The sequence below is a fragment of the Streptomyces sp. NPDC088116 genome (assembly GCF_044741745.1).
Classification (GTDB): domain Bacteria; phylum Actinomycetota; class Actinomycetes; order Streptomycetales; family Streptomycetaceae; genus Streptomyces.
This window is the reverse complement of the sequence record NZ_JBIUTF010000007.1, coordinates 388,775-406,323: the sequence shown is the minus strand read 5'-3', so window position 1 is coordinate 406,323 and position 17,549 is coordinate 388,775. Positions and strand designations below refer to the sequence as shown.

16 protein-coding genes are annotated in these 17,549 nt (G+C 71.4%); 4 read left to right on the top strand and 12 right to left on the bottom strand.

Annotated features, from left to right (window positions below):
* Nucleotides 1-34 precede the first annotated feature (34 nt).
* The 3 genes from ACIOJD_RS27990 to ACIOJD_RS27980 form a co-directional block, all read right to left on the bottom strand.
* Nucleotides 35-832, bottom strand: coding sequence for an exodeoxyribonuclease III (locus ACIOJD_RS27990; RefSeq protein WP_401918555.1), 798 nt, complete (start codon nucleotides 830-832; stop codon nucleotides 35-37).
* A gap of 120 nt (nucleotides 833-952) precedes the next feature.
* Nucleotides 953-1,360 carry a rodlin gene (locus ACIOJD_RS27985; RefSeq protein WP_401918554.1) on the bottom strand — a complete coding sequence of 136 codons (408 nt, stop codon included), beginning with the start codon at nucleotides 1,358-1,360 and terminating at the stop codon, nucleotides 953-955.
* Between the two features lie 167 nt (nucleotides 1,361-1,527).
* Nucleotides 1,528-1,938, bottom strand: a complete 411-nt coding sequence (locus ACIOJD_RS27980) for a rodlin (RefSeq protein WP_401918552.1) — start codon at nucleotides 1,936-1,938, stop codon at nucleotides 1,528-1,530.
* Nucleotides 1,939-2,179: 241 nt separating this feature from the next.
* On the opposite strand from ACIOJD_RS27980, the gene ACIOJD_RS27975 reads away from it, so the two are divergent.
* From ACIOJD_RS27975 to ACIOJD_RS27965, 3 genes are all read left to right on the top strand, one after another.
* Entirely contained in the window at nucleotides 2,180-2,590 is a 411-nt protein-coding gene (locus ACIOJD_RS27975) for a rodlin (RefSeq protein WP_401918866.1), read from the top strand.
* Nucleotides 2,591-2,924: 334 nt separating this feature from the next.
* On the top strand, nucleotides 2,925-3,158 hold the full coding sequence (locus ACIOJD_RS27970) for a chaplin (protein WP_401918550.1): 234 nt from the start codon (nucleotides 2,925-2,927) through the stop codon (nucleotides 3,156-3,158).
* 150 nt (nucleotides 3,159-3,308) lie between these two features.
* On the top strand, nucleotides 3,309-4,280 hold the full coding sequence (locus ACIOJD_RS27965; RefSeq protein WP_401918548.1) for a chaplin: 972 nt from the start codon (nucleotides 3,309-3,311) through the stop codon (nucleotides 4,278-4,280).
* Between the two features lie 68 nt (nucleotides 4,281-4,348).
* Here the strand turns inward: ACIOJD_RS27965 and ACIOJD_RS27960 are convergent, their stop codons facing one another.
* Both ACIOJD_RS27960 and ACIOJD_RS27955 read right to left on the bottom strand, forming a co-directional pair.
* Complete coding sequence (locus tag ACIOJD_RS27960; RefSeq protein WP_401918547.1) at nucleotides 4,349-5,701, bottom strand: FAD-dependent oxidoreductase; 1,353 nt, start codon at nucleotides 5,699-5,701, stop codon at nucleotides 4,349-4,351.
* Between the two features lie 95 nt (nucleotides 5,702-5,796).
* Complete coding sequence (locus ACIOJD_RS27955) at nucleotides 5,797-7,185, bottom strand: ATP-grasp domain-containing protein (RefSeq protein WP_401918545.1); 1,389 nt, start codon at nucleotides 7,183-7,185, stop codon at nucleotides 5,797-5,799.
* A gap of 161 nt (nucleotides 7,186-7,346) precedes the next feature.
* On the opposite strand from ACIOJD_RS27955, the gene ACIOJD_RS27950 reads away from it, so the two are divergent.
* Nucleotides 7,347-8,555 carry a glycoside hydrolase family 26 protein gene (locus ACIOJD_RS27950; RefSeq protein WP_401918543.1) on the top strand — a complete coding sequence of 403 codons (1,209 nt, stop codon included), beginning with the start codon at nucleotides 7,347-7,349 and terminating at the stop codon, nucleotides 8,553-8,555.
* 24 nt (nucleotides 8,556-8,579) lie between these two features.
* Here ACIOJD_RS27950 and ACIOJD_RS27945 read toward each other — a convergent pair whose 3' ends face one another.
* Genes ACIOJD_RS27945 through ACIOJD_RS27915 form a run of 7 tightly spaced genes read right to left on the bottom strand, consistent with a single transcriptional unit; the run spans nucleotide 8,580 to nucleotide 17,539 of the window.
* A complete protein-coding gene (locus ACIOJD_RS27945) occupies nucleotides 8,580-9,821 on the bottom strand; it encodes a GNAT family N-acetyltransferase (RefSeq protein ID WP_401918541.1) in 1,242 nt (413 codons plus the stop codon).
* Nucleotides 9,821-10,522, bottom strand: a complete 702-nt coding sequence (locus tag ACIOJD_RS27940; RefSeq protein WP_401918539.1) for a lipopolysaccharide biosynthesis protein — start codon at nucleotides 10,520-10,522, stop codon at nucleotides 9,821-9,823. The genes ACIOJD_RS27945 and ACIOJD_RS27940 overlap by 1 nt, the downstream gene beginning before the upstream one ends.
* A complete protein-coding gene (locus ACIOJD_RS27935; protein WP_401918537.1) occupies nucleotides 10,519-11,700 on the bottom strand; it encodes a glycosyltransferase in 1,182 nt (393 codons plus the stop codon). Before ACIOJD_RS27935 ends, ACIOJD_RS27940 begins: the two co-directional genes overlap by 4 nt.
* Entirely contained in the window at nucleotides 11,697-12,503 is an 807-nt protein-coding gene (locus tag ACIOJD_RS27930) for a polysaccharide deacetylase family protein (RefSeq protein ID WP_401918864.1), read from the bottom strand. Before ACIOJD_RS27930 ends, ACIOJD_RS27935 begins: the two co-directional genes overlap by 4 nt.
* Nucleotide 12,504: 1 nt before the next feature.
* Entirely contained in the window at nucleotides 12,505-14,424 is a 1,920-nt protein-coding gene (murJ, locus tag ACIOJD_RS27925; RefSeq protein ID WP_401918863.1) for a murein biosynthesis integral membrane protein MurJ, read from the bottom strand.
* 41 nt (nucleotides 14,425-14,465) lie between these two features.
* Nucleotides 14,466-15,959 (bottom strand): O-antigen ligase family protein, encoded by a 1,494-nt coding sequence (locus tag ACIOJD_RS27920; RefSeq protein ID WP_401918536.1) that lies wholly within the window; start codon nucleotides 15,957-15,959, stop codon nucleotides 14,466-14,468.
* Complete coding sequence (locus ACIOJD_RS27915) at nucleotides 15,959-17,539, bottom strand: sugar transferase (RefSeq protein WP_401918534.1); 1,581 nt, start codon at nucleotides 17,537-17,539, stop codon at nucleotides 15,959-15,961. Before ACIOJD_RS27915 ends, ACIOJD_RS27920 begins: the two co-directional genes overlap by 1 nt.
* Between the last annotated feature and the right edge of the window lie 10 nt (nucleotides 17,540-17,549).

Genomic DNA, 17,549 nt, shown 5'->3' with positions numbered 1-17,549 from the left:
CCCGGCCCCAGGCCCAGCCCCAACTCCGTTCCCGCTACGCCCCGTAGACCACCGTCACCGGCGCGTGGTCGCTCCAGCGCTCCGCGTGCGTCGCCGCGCGCTCGACCCAGGCCTTCACCGCGCGCCCGGCCAGCCCCTCCGTCGCCACGTGGTAGTCGATGCGCCAGCCCGCGTCGTTGTCGAAGGCGCGCCCCCGGTACGACCACCACGAGTACGGCCCCTCCTGATCGGGGTGGTGCGCACGGACCACGTCCACGTACCCCGTCTCCTCGAAGACGCGGGTCAGCCAGGCCCGCTCCTCGGGAAGGAACCCGGACGACTTGCGATTGCCGCGCCAGTTCTTCAGGTCGGCTTCCTGGTGGGCGATGTTCCAGTCGCCGCAGACCACCACCTCACGGCCGTCGGCCGCCGCGCGCTTCTTCAGCTGTTCCAGGTACGGGAGGAACTCGTCCATGAAGCGCAGCTTCTCGTCCTGCCGCTCCGTGCCGACCTCGCCCGACGGCAGATAGAGGCTGGCGACCGTGACCCCGGGGAGGTCGATCTCGGCGTACCGGCCACTGGCGTCGAACTCCGCGCTGCCGAAGCCGATCTGCGTACGCTCCGGCTCCCGGCGCGAGAACAGGGCGACGCCCGCCCGCCCCTTGGCCGCCGCCGGCGCGAAGAGGGCATGCCATCCGGCAGGTTCCCGTACGTCCTCGGTGAGCTGCGGGGGCTCGGCCCGTACCTCCTGGAGGCAGACCACATCGGCGGAGGTATCCGCCAGCCACTCCACGAACCCCTTCTTGGCGGCGGCGCGGAGGCCATTCACATTCACACTTGTCACGGTGGGCATTCCGGCACACTACCGACCCCACGCCACACCCCGGTCATGGACCACCGTGGCACCGGACATGGCACCGGACATGCCAGAGGCCCGGCCCGGCGTGATGCCGGACCGGGCCTCTGGAGGTCATCAGCGGTTGCCGACACCGTTCCCGGACAGGACCGGGATGTCGTCCAGGATGTGCGACAGCGGCTCGTCGCCCTTCGCCTGCGTCGAGTTCTCGACACACTGCTGGTTCTGCGGGGAGGACAGGATGTTGACGTCCTGGACCGCGATCGGGATGGCCCCGACGAGGGAAGCGAGGTTCGCCTTCACCGGCAGACCGACACAGGGCTTGTTGAGCGAACCCTGGACCAGGCCCAGCTGAGGACTGAATTCGCCCCTGGTCGCCTGGTTGCCGAAGGCCTGCTCCGCACCGTTGCCGCTGAACGAGGTGGTACCGCCGTCGTCAGCGATGGCGAACGCCGGCGACGCGGCAGCGGCGGTGGCTCCGACGATCGACGCGGCTACAGCAGCGGTTGCCCACAGCTTCTTCATTTAAATACCTTTCCGGAAAGTCGGACCCCACCGGTGGAGTCCGCCTTGCTCAACTCGCCCATGCGGGGATTAGTTTCGGAGGGTCCCCCGAATGGCCTAACGTGAAAGCCGATAAAAAGGCCGAACCACCACGCTCTTCAGCGGCGGTCCGGCCTTCGACCGAATTATCAGTCGTTGGCCGCGCCATTCCCGGACAGAATCGGAATGTTGTCCAGGATGTGCGACAGCGCCTCGTCGCCCTTCGCCTGCGTCGAGTTCTCGACACACTGCTGGTTCTGCGGGGAGGACAGGATGTTGAGGTCCTGGATACCGATCGGGATGACTCCGATGAGGGAACCGAGGTTCGCCTTGGCCGGAAGCGCGATGCAGGGCTTGTTGAACGAGCCCTGGATGAGCGCGATCTGCGGGCTCCAGTTGCCGTGGGTCGCCATGTTGCCGTAGCTCTGGGTGGCGAAGTTTCCGCTGGCGGACGTGGTGCCGCCGTCGTTGCCGATGGCGAGCGCGCTGGGCGCAGCGGCGGCGGAGGCGCCGACCACGGAGGCGGCGATGGTCGCGCCGGCCATGACCTTCTTGATCACGATGAGTCCCCTTCTGAAGGATGCCCCAATGTTCCGGGGGCTCACTGAGCAACTTCCCGCCGCTCGTTTGGTTCCGGCCGTTCACTCCAACGGCGTATTACCGGCGTTCTACGTCCCTTGTCGCGCCCGACAAGGGACGTACCGCCCGCAAGCCGATCGAGTGAAGCAGCGGAACTAAACAGCTGGGGCACGGTTGTTCAGGTCGCTCCACTTGAATTCTTGAGAAAAGGAACACACCGTGATCAAGAAGATTATGGCCGGCGCGGCCGTCGCCGTCTCCGTGGTCGGCGTTTCCGCCGCGGCGGCACCCTCGGCGCTCGCCATCGCCAACGACGGCGGTACGACCTCGTTCAGCGGCAACGGCGCCAAAGAGGCCTTCGGCAACCAGGCGACCAGGGGTAACTACAGCCCCCAGCTGGAGCTGATCCAGGGTTCGCTGAACAAGCTGTGCGTCGGCGCTCCGATCAAGGCCAACGTCGGTGCGCTCGTCGGCGTCCTCGCCGCGGTCGGCGTCCAGGACGTCAACGTCCTGTCCTCCCCGCAGAACCAGCAGTGCGCGGAGAACTCCACCCAGGCCAAGGGCGACGAGCCGCTGTCGCACGTCCTGGACGACATCCCGGTGCTCTCGGGCAACGGCGCGGGCAACAGCTGATCCACGGCTGACCGCGGCTGATCCGCAACTGATCACCAGTTCGCGTCGCGCGACTCTCCGGACGGCGATCCGGACCGACGGGCCGACAGGGGCAATGGCGCCCCTGTCGGCCCGTTTTCGATTTCCGGCAGAATTCGTGAGCCCGCCGTCGACGCAGAAACGAATACCTTGACGCGGCAATCGGGTGAACCAAAAGAGCGGTAAAACGGGGCAGTTTCCTTGCCACTGCTCACTCGTTGGAGTTCCAGCAGCGGACGTGAGAGCCAAGAACCAAAGACGCTCGCGTGCCACGAAAGTCGTGCGGACGTATTCGCCGCTGCGGAAAGGGCTCAAGATGAAGTACACGAAGACCGTAACGGCCGCCGCAGGCCTGATCATGGCCATGGGTGGCGCGGCCCCCGCCATGGCCGACGCGGGTGCCGAGGCCGCTGCCATCGGTTCCCCCGGCGTTCTGTCGGGCAATGTCATCCAGTTGCCCATCCACATTCCGGTGAATGTGTGTGGTAACACCATCAACGTCGTCGGTCTGCTGAACCCCGCGTTCGGAAACACCTGCATCAACTCGTGACGTTTCACTGACGTCGCTAAGGCACCCCGCGGGGTGTTCCCGGCCGGTCCCGAAGCGCGAACGGTATGCGCTTCGGGACCGGCCTCAGTTGGCACCGAATTATCACCAGACACAACTGCTTGCCGAATCTGCCAGCAGGAGGAGACCCATATGCGAGACCTCATCAGCAAAGGACTGCTCACCGCCGCCGCGGCGTCGAGTGTGCTGTCCATGAGCGGCGGTTACGCCACCGCCGTGGAGGCCGACGGAGCGGCCGTCGGATCACCGGGGGTGCTGTCGGGGAACACCGTTCAGGTACCCGTGGAGGTCCCGGTCAACCTCTGCGGGAACACCGTGGACCCCATCGGGGTACTCAACCCCGCCTTCGGCAACGTCTGTGCCAATACGTCCAGCACGCCGAAGCATTCGTCACACGCATCCCACCCGGCGCCTCAAGCACACCCGGCGCCTCAGGCGCACCCGGCTCCCCCGGCGCACTCGACGCGCCCGGCTCCGCAGGCGGACGCCCCCGGCACCTCGCCCGGCCAGACCGTCAGTCACCACCCTGACGCGCCCGCGCCCCACGCCCCCAAGTCTCACGCGTCACGGGCCGACGGCGGGTACGGCTCGGACGAGGGACTCGGGTCGCACGCGGCGCCCGCGACCCAGGGCGCCGACGCCACCGCCGCCCTGGTGAACTCGCCGGGTGTCCTCTCGGGCAACGGTCTCCAGGCCCCCCTCGACATCCCGCTGAACCTCTGCGGCAACTCCGTGGACGTGGTGGGCGTCCTCAACCCGGTGTTCGGCAACTTCTGTGCGAACGGCGAAACGCCCGAAACGCCGCACGAGACCCCCCGCACCCCCGAGAACCCCCGTGTCCCCGAGATCTCCACGCCACCCGGCGACCGGAGCGTGGTCCCGCCTGTCCGCTCGGTGGACTCGCACAGCCCGGCCGGTCCGAGCAGGGTCACCCCCGTCTCCGAGGCTCCCCCTCACGTATCCCAGCTGGAACTGGCCTCCACCGGCAGTGACCCCCATCTCCTCACGACAGCCGCGATGAGTGCGGGTCTGCTGCTCGGCGGCGGCATTCTGTACCGGCGCAGCACCTCGCACCGGCGCAACACCGCGGCGGCGCGCGTCTGATCCGCGCCATCGCCCCGGCCGGGAGAATCGCACCGGATTCTCCCGGCTGACCATGACCGGCCGGGAGATCAGCGGCCGGCCGGGAGATCCGCCGCCGGGGCCGACGGCTGAGGGACGGGTGGCTGAGGGACAGGTGGCTGGGAGGCGGACGGCTGACGCGTGGACGGCTGAGGCATCGGCACCTGCGTCCGCTGCCTCTGCCGGACCGTACGGAGCGCCCCGCCCCGGGACCCGAGCCGTCGCCGGACCCCCGCCACCAGCCGCTCGGCCGTGTAGGTCGACCCGTACACGAAGCGCATCGACGGGCCGAACGACGGAGCGCTCAGCAGCCCGGCGAGGAACAGTCCCGGGTACGAGGACTCGAAGACCGGGCTCGCCTCGGGGGCGCTGCTCGGCCCCACGGTCCGCAGCCGGCCGCGCAGTTCGCTGTCGAGCAGGCCGAGCCGTTCGACCCCCGGGGTGAATCCGGTGGCGGCGATGACATGGTCCGTCTCCACGGTCTCCATCCGGCCCGTGGTGGCGACCAGCTCCAGTCGTACGCGCCCGTCCACCGCGGTCGCGCCCGCCACGCTCTCGCCCAGCCTGACCGCCACCGCCGGCTCGAAGCGCTCCCGCAGCCACCAGGCGCCCGCCGGACCCAGCGCGGAGGTGAAGACGCGGGCCCGGGTCGACGCGGGCAGCCGCCGGAAGAGGCCCGGTGTCTCCGCGTAGAGCCAGTTCTTCCATCCGACGCCCAGACCGGTGTGGGGGCTGCGCGCGGACTCCAGGAGGGGCCGTTCCCTCGGCAGCGGGACGGTGTTCCAGTTCAGCCGGTCCGAGCGGGCCACCACCCGTACGGCGGTGCCCTGTTCGGCCAGCAGCGCGGCGGTCTCCAGGGCCGCCTGGCCCGCCCCGATGACCGTCACGTCCCGGCCCTCGAAGGACCTCAGATCCGCGTGGTGGCTGCTGTGCGACACCTGCTCGGGAGACAGTCCGCGCAGCGGGGTGGGGATGTCGGTGAAGGGCATCACGCCGACCGCGAGCGCCACCGTACGGGCGAGAACACTGTCGCCGTCTCCGATGGAGAGCCGGAATCCGCCGGGGCAGGGCTCGACGGCCGTGATCGTACGGTCGTCGACCGGCGGGGCCGCCCGCTCCGCGAACCACAGTCCGTAGGAGGCGAAGAAGCCGACCGGCAGCGGCACGCCGTGCCGGACCTCCACTCCCCGCGTGGCGGCGTACGCATCGAGGCTGAAGGCGCCCTTCGGGTCGGAGAGATTCGATGCCCACGGTTCCGATTTCAGGTACATCCCGGGCGGCATGTTGTCCCGCCAGGAGGCCATCGGCCTGCCGAACACCCGCAGATCGAGGCCGGCGGCCGCGGCGTGCGCGGCGATGGAGAGGCCGTAGGGGCCTGCGCCCACCACTACAAGGTCGTACATCCTGAATCCCACTCTCTGTACCAGGGGCGTCGGTTGTTCTTCGGGGTCGTTGAGTTCGTCGGGCGGGCCGGTCGAGTTCGCCGGCTTCGTCGCGGTCATCGGGGCCGGGGCGACGACACGGGCCTCGTGGGGGGCGTGTGAGGTGCTTGGGGTGCGTGGGGTACAGCGGCCGGGGGCGACCGCCGGTCGCGCCGTGTGCGCCTGAGGCGGCGCCAGCCCTGTCCCCGGGCCCGGCGCCAAGCTCTCCTTACCGCGTGCAGGAACCAGGCGACGGCCATGGCGCACGCCGGCAGCGGATCGTCCAGCGCGAACCACGCGGTCTCCACGGACCGGTGCCGTGCCCCGGGGGCCCGCTCCCCAGGAGCCTCCTCCGCACTGTCCTTCTCCGCACGGCCCCGCTCCGCACGCGCGCGCCAGGAAGAGGGCCCGGAGGACAGGCAGGACAGCAGCGCGTAGTTCTCCACCACGAACGACCGGCCGTGCGCGGCCGGTTGAGCCGTCACCTCCCGGCCGGTGAGATCCAGGTGGAGCGCGCGTACGACGTCGGTGCCCGCCCCGTCGGTGAACAGCCGGAACTGCGCGCCGGCCCGGGGATTGAAGTCCAGCAGGTGGTACGCGCCGGTGGCGGCGTCCAGCCGGAAGTCGAGGTCGAGGATCCCCCGGTAGCCGAGCGACGAGACGATCTGACGGGCCATCCGCTCCACGTCCGGATTGGGCAGCCAGCGGCCCACGGCGGTGAGCCCGGCCCCCACCGGCCAGGACCGCTCCTTGCGTCCGGTCGCCCCGACGAGACACTCGCCGCCGCTGCCGCTGTAGCCGTGGAAGAACCAGTCGAGGTCCCGGCCGGGCGGCAGGAACTCCTGGAGCAGCAGACGGCTGCCCGCCTCGTCGCTGCGCCCGTACAGGTCGCGGGCCTCCTTCGGGGAGCGTACGACCAGGGTGCTGCGCAGCCCGGCCCCCTCGGGAAGGAGCCACGGCCTGCTCCACTTCGCGACCACGGGCAGCCCGAGCGACCAGGCGGCCGTCGCCGCCTCCTCCGCGCCGGTGGGGATCACCGTCCTCGGATGGGGGATGCCCAGCGCACCGCAGATCTCCACCAGTTCCGCCTTGTCGGCGACACGCTCCGGCAGTCCTGACGGCTGCTCAGGCAGCAGATAACGACCTGCCAGGCGCTGCTGGAGACGCCCCACGGCGATCGCGCTCTCATCGTCCAGCGCGATGAGCACTGCCGGGGTGGCGAGCCCGTCCGCGATCCCGGACAGCAGCCGCTGAATGTCCGACAGATCCGTGCCCGGGTCGGGCCGCAGATGCGCCCGGCGCAGATAGCGGGAGCGCCCGACGGGGCTGCGCGCGGCCTCGATCACCGCGTGCACCTCGATACCGGCCCGGCCCAGAGACCGGACGGCGCCCAGCGTGCCGTGGTGGAACGGGTTCCGGTCGAGCCTCATGAGTACGGCCGGGACGCGGGTGTCAAAGCTCGGCACGGTGGTGCCCTTCATTTCGATGACCCATGCGGGGGATGAAAATCACGAACGGTCTACTGGAACACCGGACCGGGTTCCCATTCGGCTTATTAGAAATACTTTCGAGGAGTGTGACCACGGTTTCGCGGCCACGGAAAAAGGCCCAACTCGCAAGGAGTTACATGTCCCGTCGACGTCTACGGCCGGCCATCACCGGGATCGGTGTGGCCATGGCCGGTCTCCTTGTCTCAGGTGCGGCACTGCCCGCTTCGAGTCCAGCGACCGACCGGAAAGAGGCGCGGGGACCGGAGGAAGCGCGAGCACCGGAAGAAGTGGGGGGACCGGAAGGATCGAGAGGATCCGAGGAAAGGGGCAGGCCGAAACCCCCGCCGACCGCCTCGCCCGCGATGGGCGCGTATCTCGACTACGGCCCGGAAGGCGTCCAGCGCATCGCCCGGATGCAGAAATGGCTCGGCGGTACGGAGTTGCGGGTCGGGCACAGCTATCTGCCCGGAGATCTGTGGTCGAACATCGAGGGAAGCCCGGGATTCCTGGAGGCCTGGGCCACCTGGCGAAAGGCGCGGGCCGACCGGATCTTCGCCCTCAACGTCCCCATGCTGGAAAACACCGAACGTCGGACCACCGACAGTGGTGTACGCCGTGAGCTGCGCAAAGGTGCGCAGGGCGACTACGACGGCCATTTCCGGACTCTCGCGGAACGGCTGGTCCGGCTCGGTGTCCCCGACACGGTGATCGTGCTCGGCTGGGAGATGAACGGAGTCACGTACGCCCATCGTTGCGGCCCCGATCCGGGGGCGTGGAAGAAATACTGGAACCGCATCGTCACCGCCATGCGTGCCGTGCCCGGACAGAAGTTCCGTTTCGACTTCGCTCCGAACCGTGGACGGGACGATGTCCCGTGGACCGAGTGCTATCCGGGCGACGATGTCGTGGACATCATCGGCATGGATTCCTACGACCAGTCGGCGGGCCAGAAATTCGCTGATCAGGTCAATGAACCCTACGGGCTCCAACAACATGTGGACTTCGCGGCCGCGCACGGAAAGGTTATCTCCTATCCGGAGTGGGGCCTCTTCAGTAACGGCGACAATCCCGAATATGTGCGGGGAATGCTCCAGTGGATGGACACGTACAAGCCGCTGTACAACACCATCACGGACTACTGCCCGCACGGCGTATGGATGTGCGAAAAGAATCCCAAGGCGTCGAGGGTGTTCCGCTCCATGCTGTACGGCCGTACGCCCGCGCCCGCCCCGGCGCCGGAGTGCACCCCGCTGAATCTCGGTAGCTGGGTGGAGAGCTGGCTGGGAGGCAAGGTCTGCCTCCCCTTCCACCAGTTGAAGCACCAGCGCGAGCTACGACGGTCCTGACGCCGGGCCCCCGGGGCGGCAAGGTCATCCCTTGCCGCCGCTTCGCCGCAGCCGTTTGACGAGGGCGGCGGCCCGGTCCCGGCCCGCCGCCCTCGCGACGAGCAGCCGCAGGAACGGTGCCAGCGGGGGCCGGGCGAGCAGAAGCCGCTGGTTGCGGACGGTCTCGGGGCGCCAGTGGTACTTGTACGGCTCGGTGCCGCGCAGCATGCTCAGCGTGGTGCGGCCGCTCGTACTGATGTGCCGCGCTCCGTTGCGCAGCAGCATGAGGGCCACATCCACCTTCTTGGTGCGCAGCTCCGGGTCGGCCCCGTACAGATAGCCGCCCTCCAACTGGCCGGACATCAGCGTGAGATCCACCGCCCGCACCGTCCCGGCCAGCAGGTACTCGGTCATCCGCGCGTCGCCGTGCTCGACCATGGCCGTGACGGAGCGGGCCAGGTGCTCCGAGAACCGCGCGCTGAGATGCTCGGGGGTGACCTTGCGGCCCTGCCACTGGAGCCGGTGCAGCTCCAGCAGCCGTCCGACGGCGGCCGGGATCTCCGCCTGAGGCACCACACGCTCGACGATGTCGTGCGAGTCGAGCTTGCGCACTTTCGCGCGGGCGCGCTGGGAGCGGGAGGAGGAGAGTCTGCGGAGCAGTTCGTCCAGGGGGACGGCCGGCAGTTCGAGGCAGACCGAGTCCGCCAGTTGGCGGCGAGGCCCCTGCCAGTGGGCGCAGACGCGTTCCACCGCGGCTCCGGGCCGTACTTCACGCAGGTCGATCACCGCCGTACGGGCGGCGTCCGCGAGGGCCTTCACCAGCGCGGCGGTCACATCGTCGGCGCGGGGCTCGGCTCCGGGACCGGCGTCGGCTTGTGTGTGCCTGTCGTCGACGAGGACGTCGAAGAAGTCGGAGATGCCGGCGCCGAGCGGGACGAGGACGGGGAAGGGGCGGCGGACGAGCATCAGCGGGGCCGCCGCGACCAGTTCCCCGTCCCGGTGTACGAGCACGATCCGCAGGCGGCCGGGCGTCCCGTACGACAGCCACCAGGAGTGCAGCCAGGCGTGGCTCTGGAAGGGGGTGGCCGTACGGGAGCGGCGGTACAGCGCGTGCCACGCCGGGGCGAGTGCGGCGAAGCGGTCGGGGTCGCGGCACAGCTCCGTGGTGAACACGGGGCCGGAGCCGGACGGGGCGGGAGGGGTGACGGGGGCGGTGGGGGTGACGGGGGCGGTGGGGGCCGCGCCGGCCACGGTCGTGGGAGTCCGCAGGCTCGATTCGGGGGTCATCACACTGTTTCCGGCTGCGGCTGCTGCTGCGAAGCGGACGAGGTCGCCGGGCCCGGGACGGACGCGTGGACCTCGCTGATCCGCCGCTTCGGACGGATCAGCAGCCCCAGCCCGCCGAGCAGACCGCCCGCACAACCGCCGACCAGGGCCGCCAGCCACACCGTGGGAGAGGTCGGGCTCGTCGGCTTGACGGCGCGGGAGAACTGGAGCACCCGTACGTTCGTACTGCCCTGCATGTGGGAGCCGTTGAGGACCAGGGAGCGCGCGACACCGTCCGCCATGCTCACCGCGGTCGACGCACGGGTCGCGGTCGCTGTCACGGAGATCATCGGCGCGTCCGGCGACGTGGCCGTCTGGACATCGGTCTTCAGACTCTCCGCCGGTACCCCCGCCCAGACCTGCGCGTCACCGATCACGGCAACCTGGGAGGCGACCCGCCCGTACGCCGTCGCGAAGCCCATCGCGGCGGCCGGATCGGACTTGTTCGTCGGGACGATGAGGACATGGCTGGTGGCGGTGTACTGGGGGGTGTGGAGCGTCCCGTACGCCGCGCCGGCCAGCGCCCCGATCAGGACCGCGACCGGTACCAACCACCGGACGGACAGCCTCTTCAGGCGCGACAGCGACCGGGCGGGCCAGGAGGTCAGGCGCCGCGTCAGACGCCGTGGCAGGCTCCGCAGGGGACTCGGCTGGGTGCTCATGAGCAACTCACTTCTCGGTTGGGGACCGGACCGCGCACGGCGTTCTCGTAGACGGTCATCAGCTGTTCGGCACTGTGGGAGATGTCGTAGTGGAGTACGGCCGGGGGTACGGGCAGCCGGCGCGGCCCGGCCCCGCCGAAGCTCTCCTGGACTCGCCGCAGGTCGGCGACCAGTCCGGTCACCGAGCCGCTGATCCGCCGCGCCCCCGGCGCCGCCTCGGGGGGCAGGTCGTGCAGGGCGGGACAGGTGACGTGGAGGACGGGGAGCCCGGCCGCGAGGGCTTCGACGACGGCGAGTCCGAACGACTCGTCGGGGGACGTGGAGACGAAGACGTCCATGGCCGCGAGCAGCGCGGGCAGATCGGGCCCGCCCTCGGACGGCGGGAACGACGGGTCCAGGGGAACCGGCGGTGGGTCCTGGCACGCGCCGTGCAGGACGGTCCGGTCGGCCGCTCCCAGCTCCCCGGCCAGCCGCCGCAGCGCCGCGCGCTCCGGACCGTCACCGATCAGGAGGAGACGGGCACCGGGCAGTTCGGCGACGGCCCGGACGAGCGTGTCGTAGCGCTTGCCCGCGGTGACCCGGCCGACACCGCCCACCACGAAGGCGTCCCCCGGCAGCCCGAGACGGCGGCGGGCGGCGCGGCGGGCGGCCGCGTCGAAGGCGAACCGCCCGGCCTCGATGCCGTTCGGGACGACATGGATGCGGTCGCGCCGTACGCCCCAGTGTTCGAGGCGGCGCGCGACGGTGGCGGAGACGGCGACCGTCGCGGTGCCCAGGCGCTCCCCGGCGAGATAGAGGGCGCGGGCGCCGCTGGACAGCGGCCGGCCCTCGATCTGCACGGCGCCGAGGGAGTGTTCGGTGGCCACGATGGGGCGTACGCCCGCGAGGCGGGCCGCGAACCGCCCGTACAGGCAGGCGCGGTAGAGGTGCGTGTGCACCAGGTCGTACCGCCCCTGCCGGACGAGCCTGGTCAGCCGGGGCAGCGCCCCGACGTCGAGGTTCCCGGCCATGGCGAGGTCGGTGACGCGTCCGCCGTCGGCGGTGATGCCCTCGGCGACCGCGCCCGGATTGGTGAGGGTGATGACGTCGCTGTCGGTCGGCAGGTGCCGCAGCAGGAGCCGCAACTGCTGTTCGGCGCCGCCGATGCCCAGACCGGTGATGATGTGCAGCACTCTCACGGTCCGGTCCTCCGGCCGCCGGTCACCGCGGGCGTCGGATACGCGTCGGCCGGGACGGGCTCGCGGCGCCAGGGGTGCAGCCCCCACTTGAGCCGCAGCCGCGGGCCGGTGTCCTTCTCCCCGACATGGATGCGGGGCAGGGCGAACACGCCGGTGAGCGGCCCCGGGTCGATGGCGCAGGCGTACGAGTAGCCCGCCGCGCGTACGGCCTCGACGGCGCGCGTGTCGACCGTGCCGTACGGGTAGCAGAAGCCGGGCACCTCACCGGCGCCGAGATCCTGGAGGAGTTCGCGGCTGCGCCGGGTCTCGGCGGCGAGCAGCGCGTCGTCCGCCTCGGTGAGATCGGTGTGCCGCAGCCCGTGGGAGCCGATCTCCATACCGGCCTCGGCGGCGGCCCGGATGCCGTCCTGGGTGAGGAGGGGCTTACGGGGGCCGAGGCTGTCCCATTCGTTGGTGCCGCCGAGGCGGCCGGGCAGCACGAAGACGGTGGCGGTGAACTCGTACCGGTGAAGCAGCGGAACGGCCCGCTCCACGAAGTCGGCGTAACCGTCGTCGAAGGTGAGGCCGACCAGGCCCGCGCCACGCCCTTCGGCGCGGGCGCGCAGCAGCCGGTCCATGCTGACGCCGGTCAGCCCCCTGCGGCGCAGCCAGCGCAGCTGCTGGTCGAGGCGGCCGGGCGAGACCGTCACCTGGTAGGGGTCGTCGGCACAGTCGGCGACCGAGTGGTACATGACGGCCCACAAGGGGGCACCGGATGTGCGCCGCGGCCCGCGCGATGCGGAGTGAGGGCCGTCGGACACCATGTCAGCGGGCATGCGCGAGCTTTCGTGAGACGGGACGGAGGAGGGTGTCGATCTCGGGGGCCCGCAGGGCGCGGGCGGTGACGAGGAAGACCGCGGCGACCGCGACACAGGCCGCCGCCACGCCCAGGACGGGCGAGCGGACGAGGTCCGCGCAGAACCAGCCGGCGCCGGTGGATGCGGCAGCGGCGGCGCAGAGTCTGACCAGTCCCCCGGTGGTCCGGCGGGTGCGGATGGGCACGCTGTGGCGGGCGAGTCCGTGCAGCATCAGGGCGGCGGTGACGCTGATGCCGAGGGCGTTGGCGGCGGCGATGCCGAGCACGCCCCAGACGTTCACCAGCAGGGCGCCGGCGCCGGTGGTCAGGGCGAGCCCGGTGAGCATGGCGAGCGCCGGGAACCAGAGCGGGCGGGCGGCGGAGAAGTAGCAGCGGACGAGCGCGCCGACCAGGGTGTGGCCCAGCAGCCCGAGCGCGTACACCCGCATCACGTCGGCGGTGGCCGCCGTGTCCGCGGGGTCGAACGCACCGCGCTGGAAGAGCACTTCGATGATCTGCGGCGCGCAGGCGATGACCGTGGCGGCCCCCACCAGCACCATGATCCCGGCGAGCGCGAGATCGCGCTCCACGCGCCCCCGCGCCCGGTCGGTGTCCCCCGCCGCCATGGCGCGGGCGACGACCGGGAAGGTGACGGTGCACAGCATGAGGGAGAGGACCATCGGCATCTGCGCGACCTTCTGCGCGTAGTTCAGATGCGAGATGGCACCGGGCGGCAGGGGCGCGGCCAGGAACCGTTCGATGAGGACCTGCGACTGGCGGCTGAGCGCGAACGCGATGACGGGAGCGAGCAGGCCGAGGGCGACGGGGGACACGCCGGGGGTGGCTTTTGCTTGTTCCGGTGCTTGTACGGGGGCGGGCGCCGGTGCCGGTGCTTGTACGAGGGCGGGAACGGGCGCCGGTGCCTGTACGGGGTCGGGAGCGGGCGCCGGTGCCGGTGCCGGTGCCGGTGCCGGTGCCGGTGCCGGTGCCGGCAGCGAGCTGGATTCCGTCGCCGGTCGGCGCTCTCTGAGCCTGTGCCACAGGACCGGCGTCTGGATGAGGATCATCAGTACGCCGCCGAGGGCCACCCCGGCGGCAGCGGCCCGTACCCCCCACCGGTCGCCGACCACCAGCATCGTCGTGATGATGCCGATGTTGTACGCCACGTAGATCCCGGCGGGCGCCACGAAGCTGCCGTGCGCCCGCAGCGCGGCGCTGAGGTAACCGGCCATGCCGAAGGTGAAGGCGCAGGTGGCGGTCAGCCTGGTGCAGTCGACGGCCAGGCGCGGCTCGGGCAGCCCCGGCGCCAGCACGGCCACCACCCAGGGCGCGGCGGCCACCAGCAGGGCCGCGCAGGCGCTGAGCGCGAGGAACAGCCGGGGCAGAGTCGTCCGCATGAGGTGCCGTACGGGATCCGGCCCCAGGTCCGGCCCCGGGGCGGACCGCGCGGCACGACGGGCCAGCGCCAGGCTGAACGCCGGTACGAGGATCAGTGCCATCGCGTCCTCGATGAGGATCGTGGAGGCCATCTCGGGCACCGTCCAGGCGACGAGGAAGGCGTCCGTGTCCGGGCCCGCTCCGTAAAGATGCGCGATGGTCTGGTCACGTACCAGGCCGAGCAGCGAACCGACAGCGGTCATCAGGGCGGTGAGGAACGCGGCTCGCGCCAGGAACCGGCCGGAGAAGAAGGAGCCGCGCCCGCCTCCCGTGTCCGCCGGTCCGTCTCCGACGCCCGCGGCCCCGGTGCCCACCGATCCGCCCTCGGTGCCCGCGGGCCCGGTGTCCGCAAGCCCACTTCCGGTGCCCTCCCCAGGAGACGGCGCCGATTGAGCGGGAACCGCGGAAGCGGGCGGCGGAACCGCGGGAAGAGACCGCCTCGTACCGCTCATATCACTCACGTCGCTCACGTCGCTCACGTCGCTCAAGTCGCTCACGCCGAGGCAGCCCCTTCGGTCACCCGGCGGCCCGGGTCCGGCGAACGGCCCGGGTCCGGCGGACGCGTCTGGTCCCGCGCGCCGTCCCGGCCCGCCCCCAGCGCCCACCACGCCACCAGGCCGAGCATCACGGCCGTCAGTACGGTCGAAGGGCCGCCGATGTCCCCGTAACTGAAGCTCACCAACTGCCAGACCAGCAGCCCGATGACGACAAGGCCGCAGTCGGCGCCCCGGCGGGAGCGGCGCGCGCCGGGCAGTCGGCGCAGCGCGCACACGAGGAGCGCGGCCCAGCTGCCCGCCAGGGCGGTCAGCCCCAGCAGCCCCTGCTCGCTGAGCACGAGCAGATACATGTTGTGCGGGGAGAGCAGCGGCTGACGCTGGAACGCCTGTCCGGCTCCGGCGGTGTCGCTGGCCGAGGAGAGCGCCAGCGAGGCGTGGCTGTCGCGGTAGGCGGGGAAGCCCTTCAGCCCCACCCCGGTGAGCGGCCGCTCCCGCCACATGCCGGTGGCCGCCGCCCACATGGTGTACCGGTCGGTGACGGACCGGTCGGGCGCGTCGGTGACCCGGGTGATGCTGTCGAGGCGTTCGGTGACCATCTGCGAGCCGATGCCGAGACCGCCGACGAGCACCACACCCAGCGCCCCGGCGGCGAGCGCGATCCGGGCGGCCCGGCGCGGTCCGGAGAGTGCCAGTTGCAGCACGACCGCCGCGACCGTGGCGATCCACGCGCCACGGCTGAAGGACAGCACGAGCGGTACGGACAGCAGAGCGGCGCAGACGAGGGCGACGACACGCTGTGCGCGGGGCGCGGCGCCGCGGTCACCGTCCAGACCGAGCGCGAACCCGGTCGCGATGATCAGCCCGAACGCGACGACCGTGGCCATGCCCATCACATCGCTGGGCCCGAACGTGCCGACCGCGCGGATGTTCTCGCCCATGTACGAGGCGCCGGTGGCGGTCAGGTACTGCACGACGCCGACCGAGCCCTGCACCAGCGCGAGGGCGACGACGGCCCCGGCGACGAACCGGAAGTCCGCGCGGTCGCGCAGGAGCAGCAGCAGCGCGGCCGGCACCAGCACGAAGATCTGGAGGTAACGCGCCACCCCCGGCAGGCTGGACGCCGGATCGTGCGAGGTGATCGCCGCGACGGTCACGCCCAGCACCGGCAGTCCGAGCACCAGCGCGGCGGTACGGGTCAAGGGGCGGGCCCGCTCCCGCAGTACGCGTACGAGACAGTGCAGGACGAGCAGCGCGGACGCCAGGTCCGCCACGCTCCCCGACCCGGCGGAGCCGTCGCCGGCCGGAGTCGCGGGTACGGCGAGCAGCGCGACGACGGCGATCGCGGGCAGCAGGGGCGCAGCCCGGCGCAGAACGGCGCGCGTCCGCAGGGCCGTACGGGCCGTGTGCGCCGCGCTGCCCGTGCCGGCCTTGCTCCTCACGCCCGGCTGGCGTCCGGCCGGGAACAGGGCGCCGGCGGCGTCGGCGGCCATCAGCTGCCCGCCGGACGGACCAGGGAGACGGCGGTGCGCAGAAGGATGCATACGTCGTGCCACAGCGACCAGTGGTCGATGTAGTGGTTGTCGAACCGGGACCGCTCCTCGATCGACGTGTCACCGCGCAGCCCGTGGACCTGCGCCAGCCCGGTGATACCGACGGGCATCCGGTGCCGGGCGGCGTAGCCGGGGTGGGTCTTGCTGAAGTTGGCGACGAAGAAGGGACGTTCCGGCCGGGGGCCGACCAGGCTCATGTCGCCGCGCAGTACGTTCCACAGCTGCGGCAGTTCGTCCAGGGAGGTACGGCGCAGGAAGTTGCCCACCGGGCTCATCCGCAGGTCGTCGGCGATGTTCCAGCGGGTGGCGGACTCGTGGTCGTCGGCCGGCCGCAGGGTGCGGAACTTCAGCAGGGTGAAGTAACGCCCGTTCTGGCCGACGCGTTCCTGACGGAACAGCACACCGGGGCCGTCACAGAGCCGGACGGCGAGGGCGCAGCTCAGCAGGACCGGCGAGACCGCGAGCAGGATCGGCCCCGCGATCAGTACGTCCAGCAGCCGCTTGGCCGCCGTACCGCCCCGGCGACGGCGTACGGCCGGGGGCACGACGCGACGCCAGGTGTACCCCCACAGGTGGTGCGCCATGCCGCCCGGCGGGGCGGTCGTGTCCCACGGCCCCGATCCGATGAACGAGACGGCGCAGCCGTATTCGTGGAACAGCGTGCTGAGGGCAGCCCGGTCCATCCCGCCACCGGCCCCACCACCACCTGAGCCGACAGCCCCGGTCCCGATACCTCCCGGACCGACACCCGACGAGGTGATACCCGCCCGTTCGACGCCCGCGGCTTCGAGGGCTCCCGAGCCGATGCCACCGGTCCCGATGAACAGCACTTCCTGGACGCCGGTCTGGATGACCGCGCGCTGAACCTCGGCGGCCGTGGTGAGCACCGGCACGGCGTGGACGCCCGTACCGCCGCTGTCCCGGCTGCCGTCCCCCTCCCGGCTCCCGTCGCCGCCCCCTTCCCCGGTTCCGTCCTCGCTCCGCCCGCCGGACCCGCCGTCCTCGTGGGCGGGGGCGACGATCCCGACGGGCCGCAGGCCGTACTCCGGGTGCCGGACGAGCAGCGCTGTCAGCCGCCGTGCCGCCGGTCCCGTACCGACGACCAGCGCGGACCGCAGCCGGTTGCGTACCACCGCACGCCGCCAGGTGTGGATGAGCGAGCGGCAGCCGCCCGCGACGACGAGTTGCGTGGCCCCGCCGGCCAGCATCACCGCGAAGCCGAGGACACGCGCCGGGAAGAGCGCGGCGAGCACGGCCGCGACAACGCACCACGACACCGCGATACGGGCGGCGAGCACGGGAAGCTGGTCGAGTCCCGACAGGACGACACCGGGGCGGTACAGCCCGGCGATCGCGTTCAGTACGGTCACACACGCCACGAGCCCGACGGCCAGAGCCGGGTCACGCTGCTCGTCGTCGAGGACGAAGGTGGACACCAGGACCGCGAGCACGTCCGCCACGAACAGCGGCAGGCCGAAGCGGAGCGGTGCGCCCGCCGGGCGGCGGGGCGGCTTCGTCACGCGGTCGGGG

Excerpts from the sequence above, each read along its gene's own strand:
- ACIOJD_RS27930 (WP_401918864.1), bottom strand. The coding sequence starts at position 12,503 with ATGGTGTCCGACGGCCCTCACTCCGCATCGCGCGGGCCGCGGCGCACA.
- ACIOJD_RS27970 (WP_401918550.1), top strand. The coding sequence starts at position 2,925 with ATGAAGTACACGAAGACCGTAACGGCCGCCGCAGGCCTGATCATGGCC.
- ACIOJD_RS27985 (WP_401918554.1), bottom strand. The coding sequence starts at position 1,360 with ATGAAGAAGCTGTGGGCAACCGCTGCTGTAGCCGCGTCGATCGTCGGA.
- ACIOJD_RS27940 (WP_401918539.1), bottom strand. The coding sequence starts at position 10,522 with ATGAGCACCCAGCCGAGTCCCCTGCGGAGCCTGCCACGGCGTCTGACG.
- murJ (WP_401918863.1), bottom strand. The coding sequence starts at position 14,424 with ATGAGCGGTACGAGGCGGTCTCTTCCCGCGGTTCCGCCGCCCGCTTCC.
- ACIOJD_RS27990 (WP_401918555.1), bottom strand. The coding sequence starts at position 832 with ATGCCCACCGTGACAAGTGTGAATGTGAATGGCCTCCGCGCCGCCGCC.
- ACIOJD_RS27965 (WP_401918548.1), top strand. The coding sequence starts at position 3,309 with ATGCGAGACCTCATCAGCAAAGGACTGCTCACCGCCGCCGCGGCGTCG.
- ACIOJD_RS27920 (WP_401918536.1), bottom strand. The coding sequence starts at position 15,959 with ATGGCCGCCGACGCCGCCGGCGCCCTGTTCCCGGCCGGACGCCAGCCG.
- ACIOJD_RS27945 (WP_401918541.1), bottom strand. The coding sequence starts at position 9,821 with ATGACCCCCGAATCGAGCCTGCGGACTCCCACGACCGTGGCCGGCGCG.
- ACIOJD_RS27950 (WP_401918543.1), top strand. The coding sequence starts at position 7,347 with ATGTCCCGTCGACGTCTACGGCCGGCCATCACCGGGATCGGTGTGGCC.
- ACIOJD_RS27960 (WP_401918547.1), bottom strand. The coding sequence starts at position 5,701 with ATGTACGACCTTGTAGTGGTGGGCGCAGGCCCCTACGGCCTCTCCATC.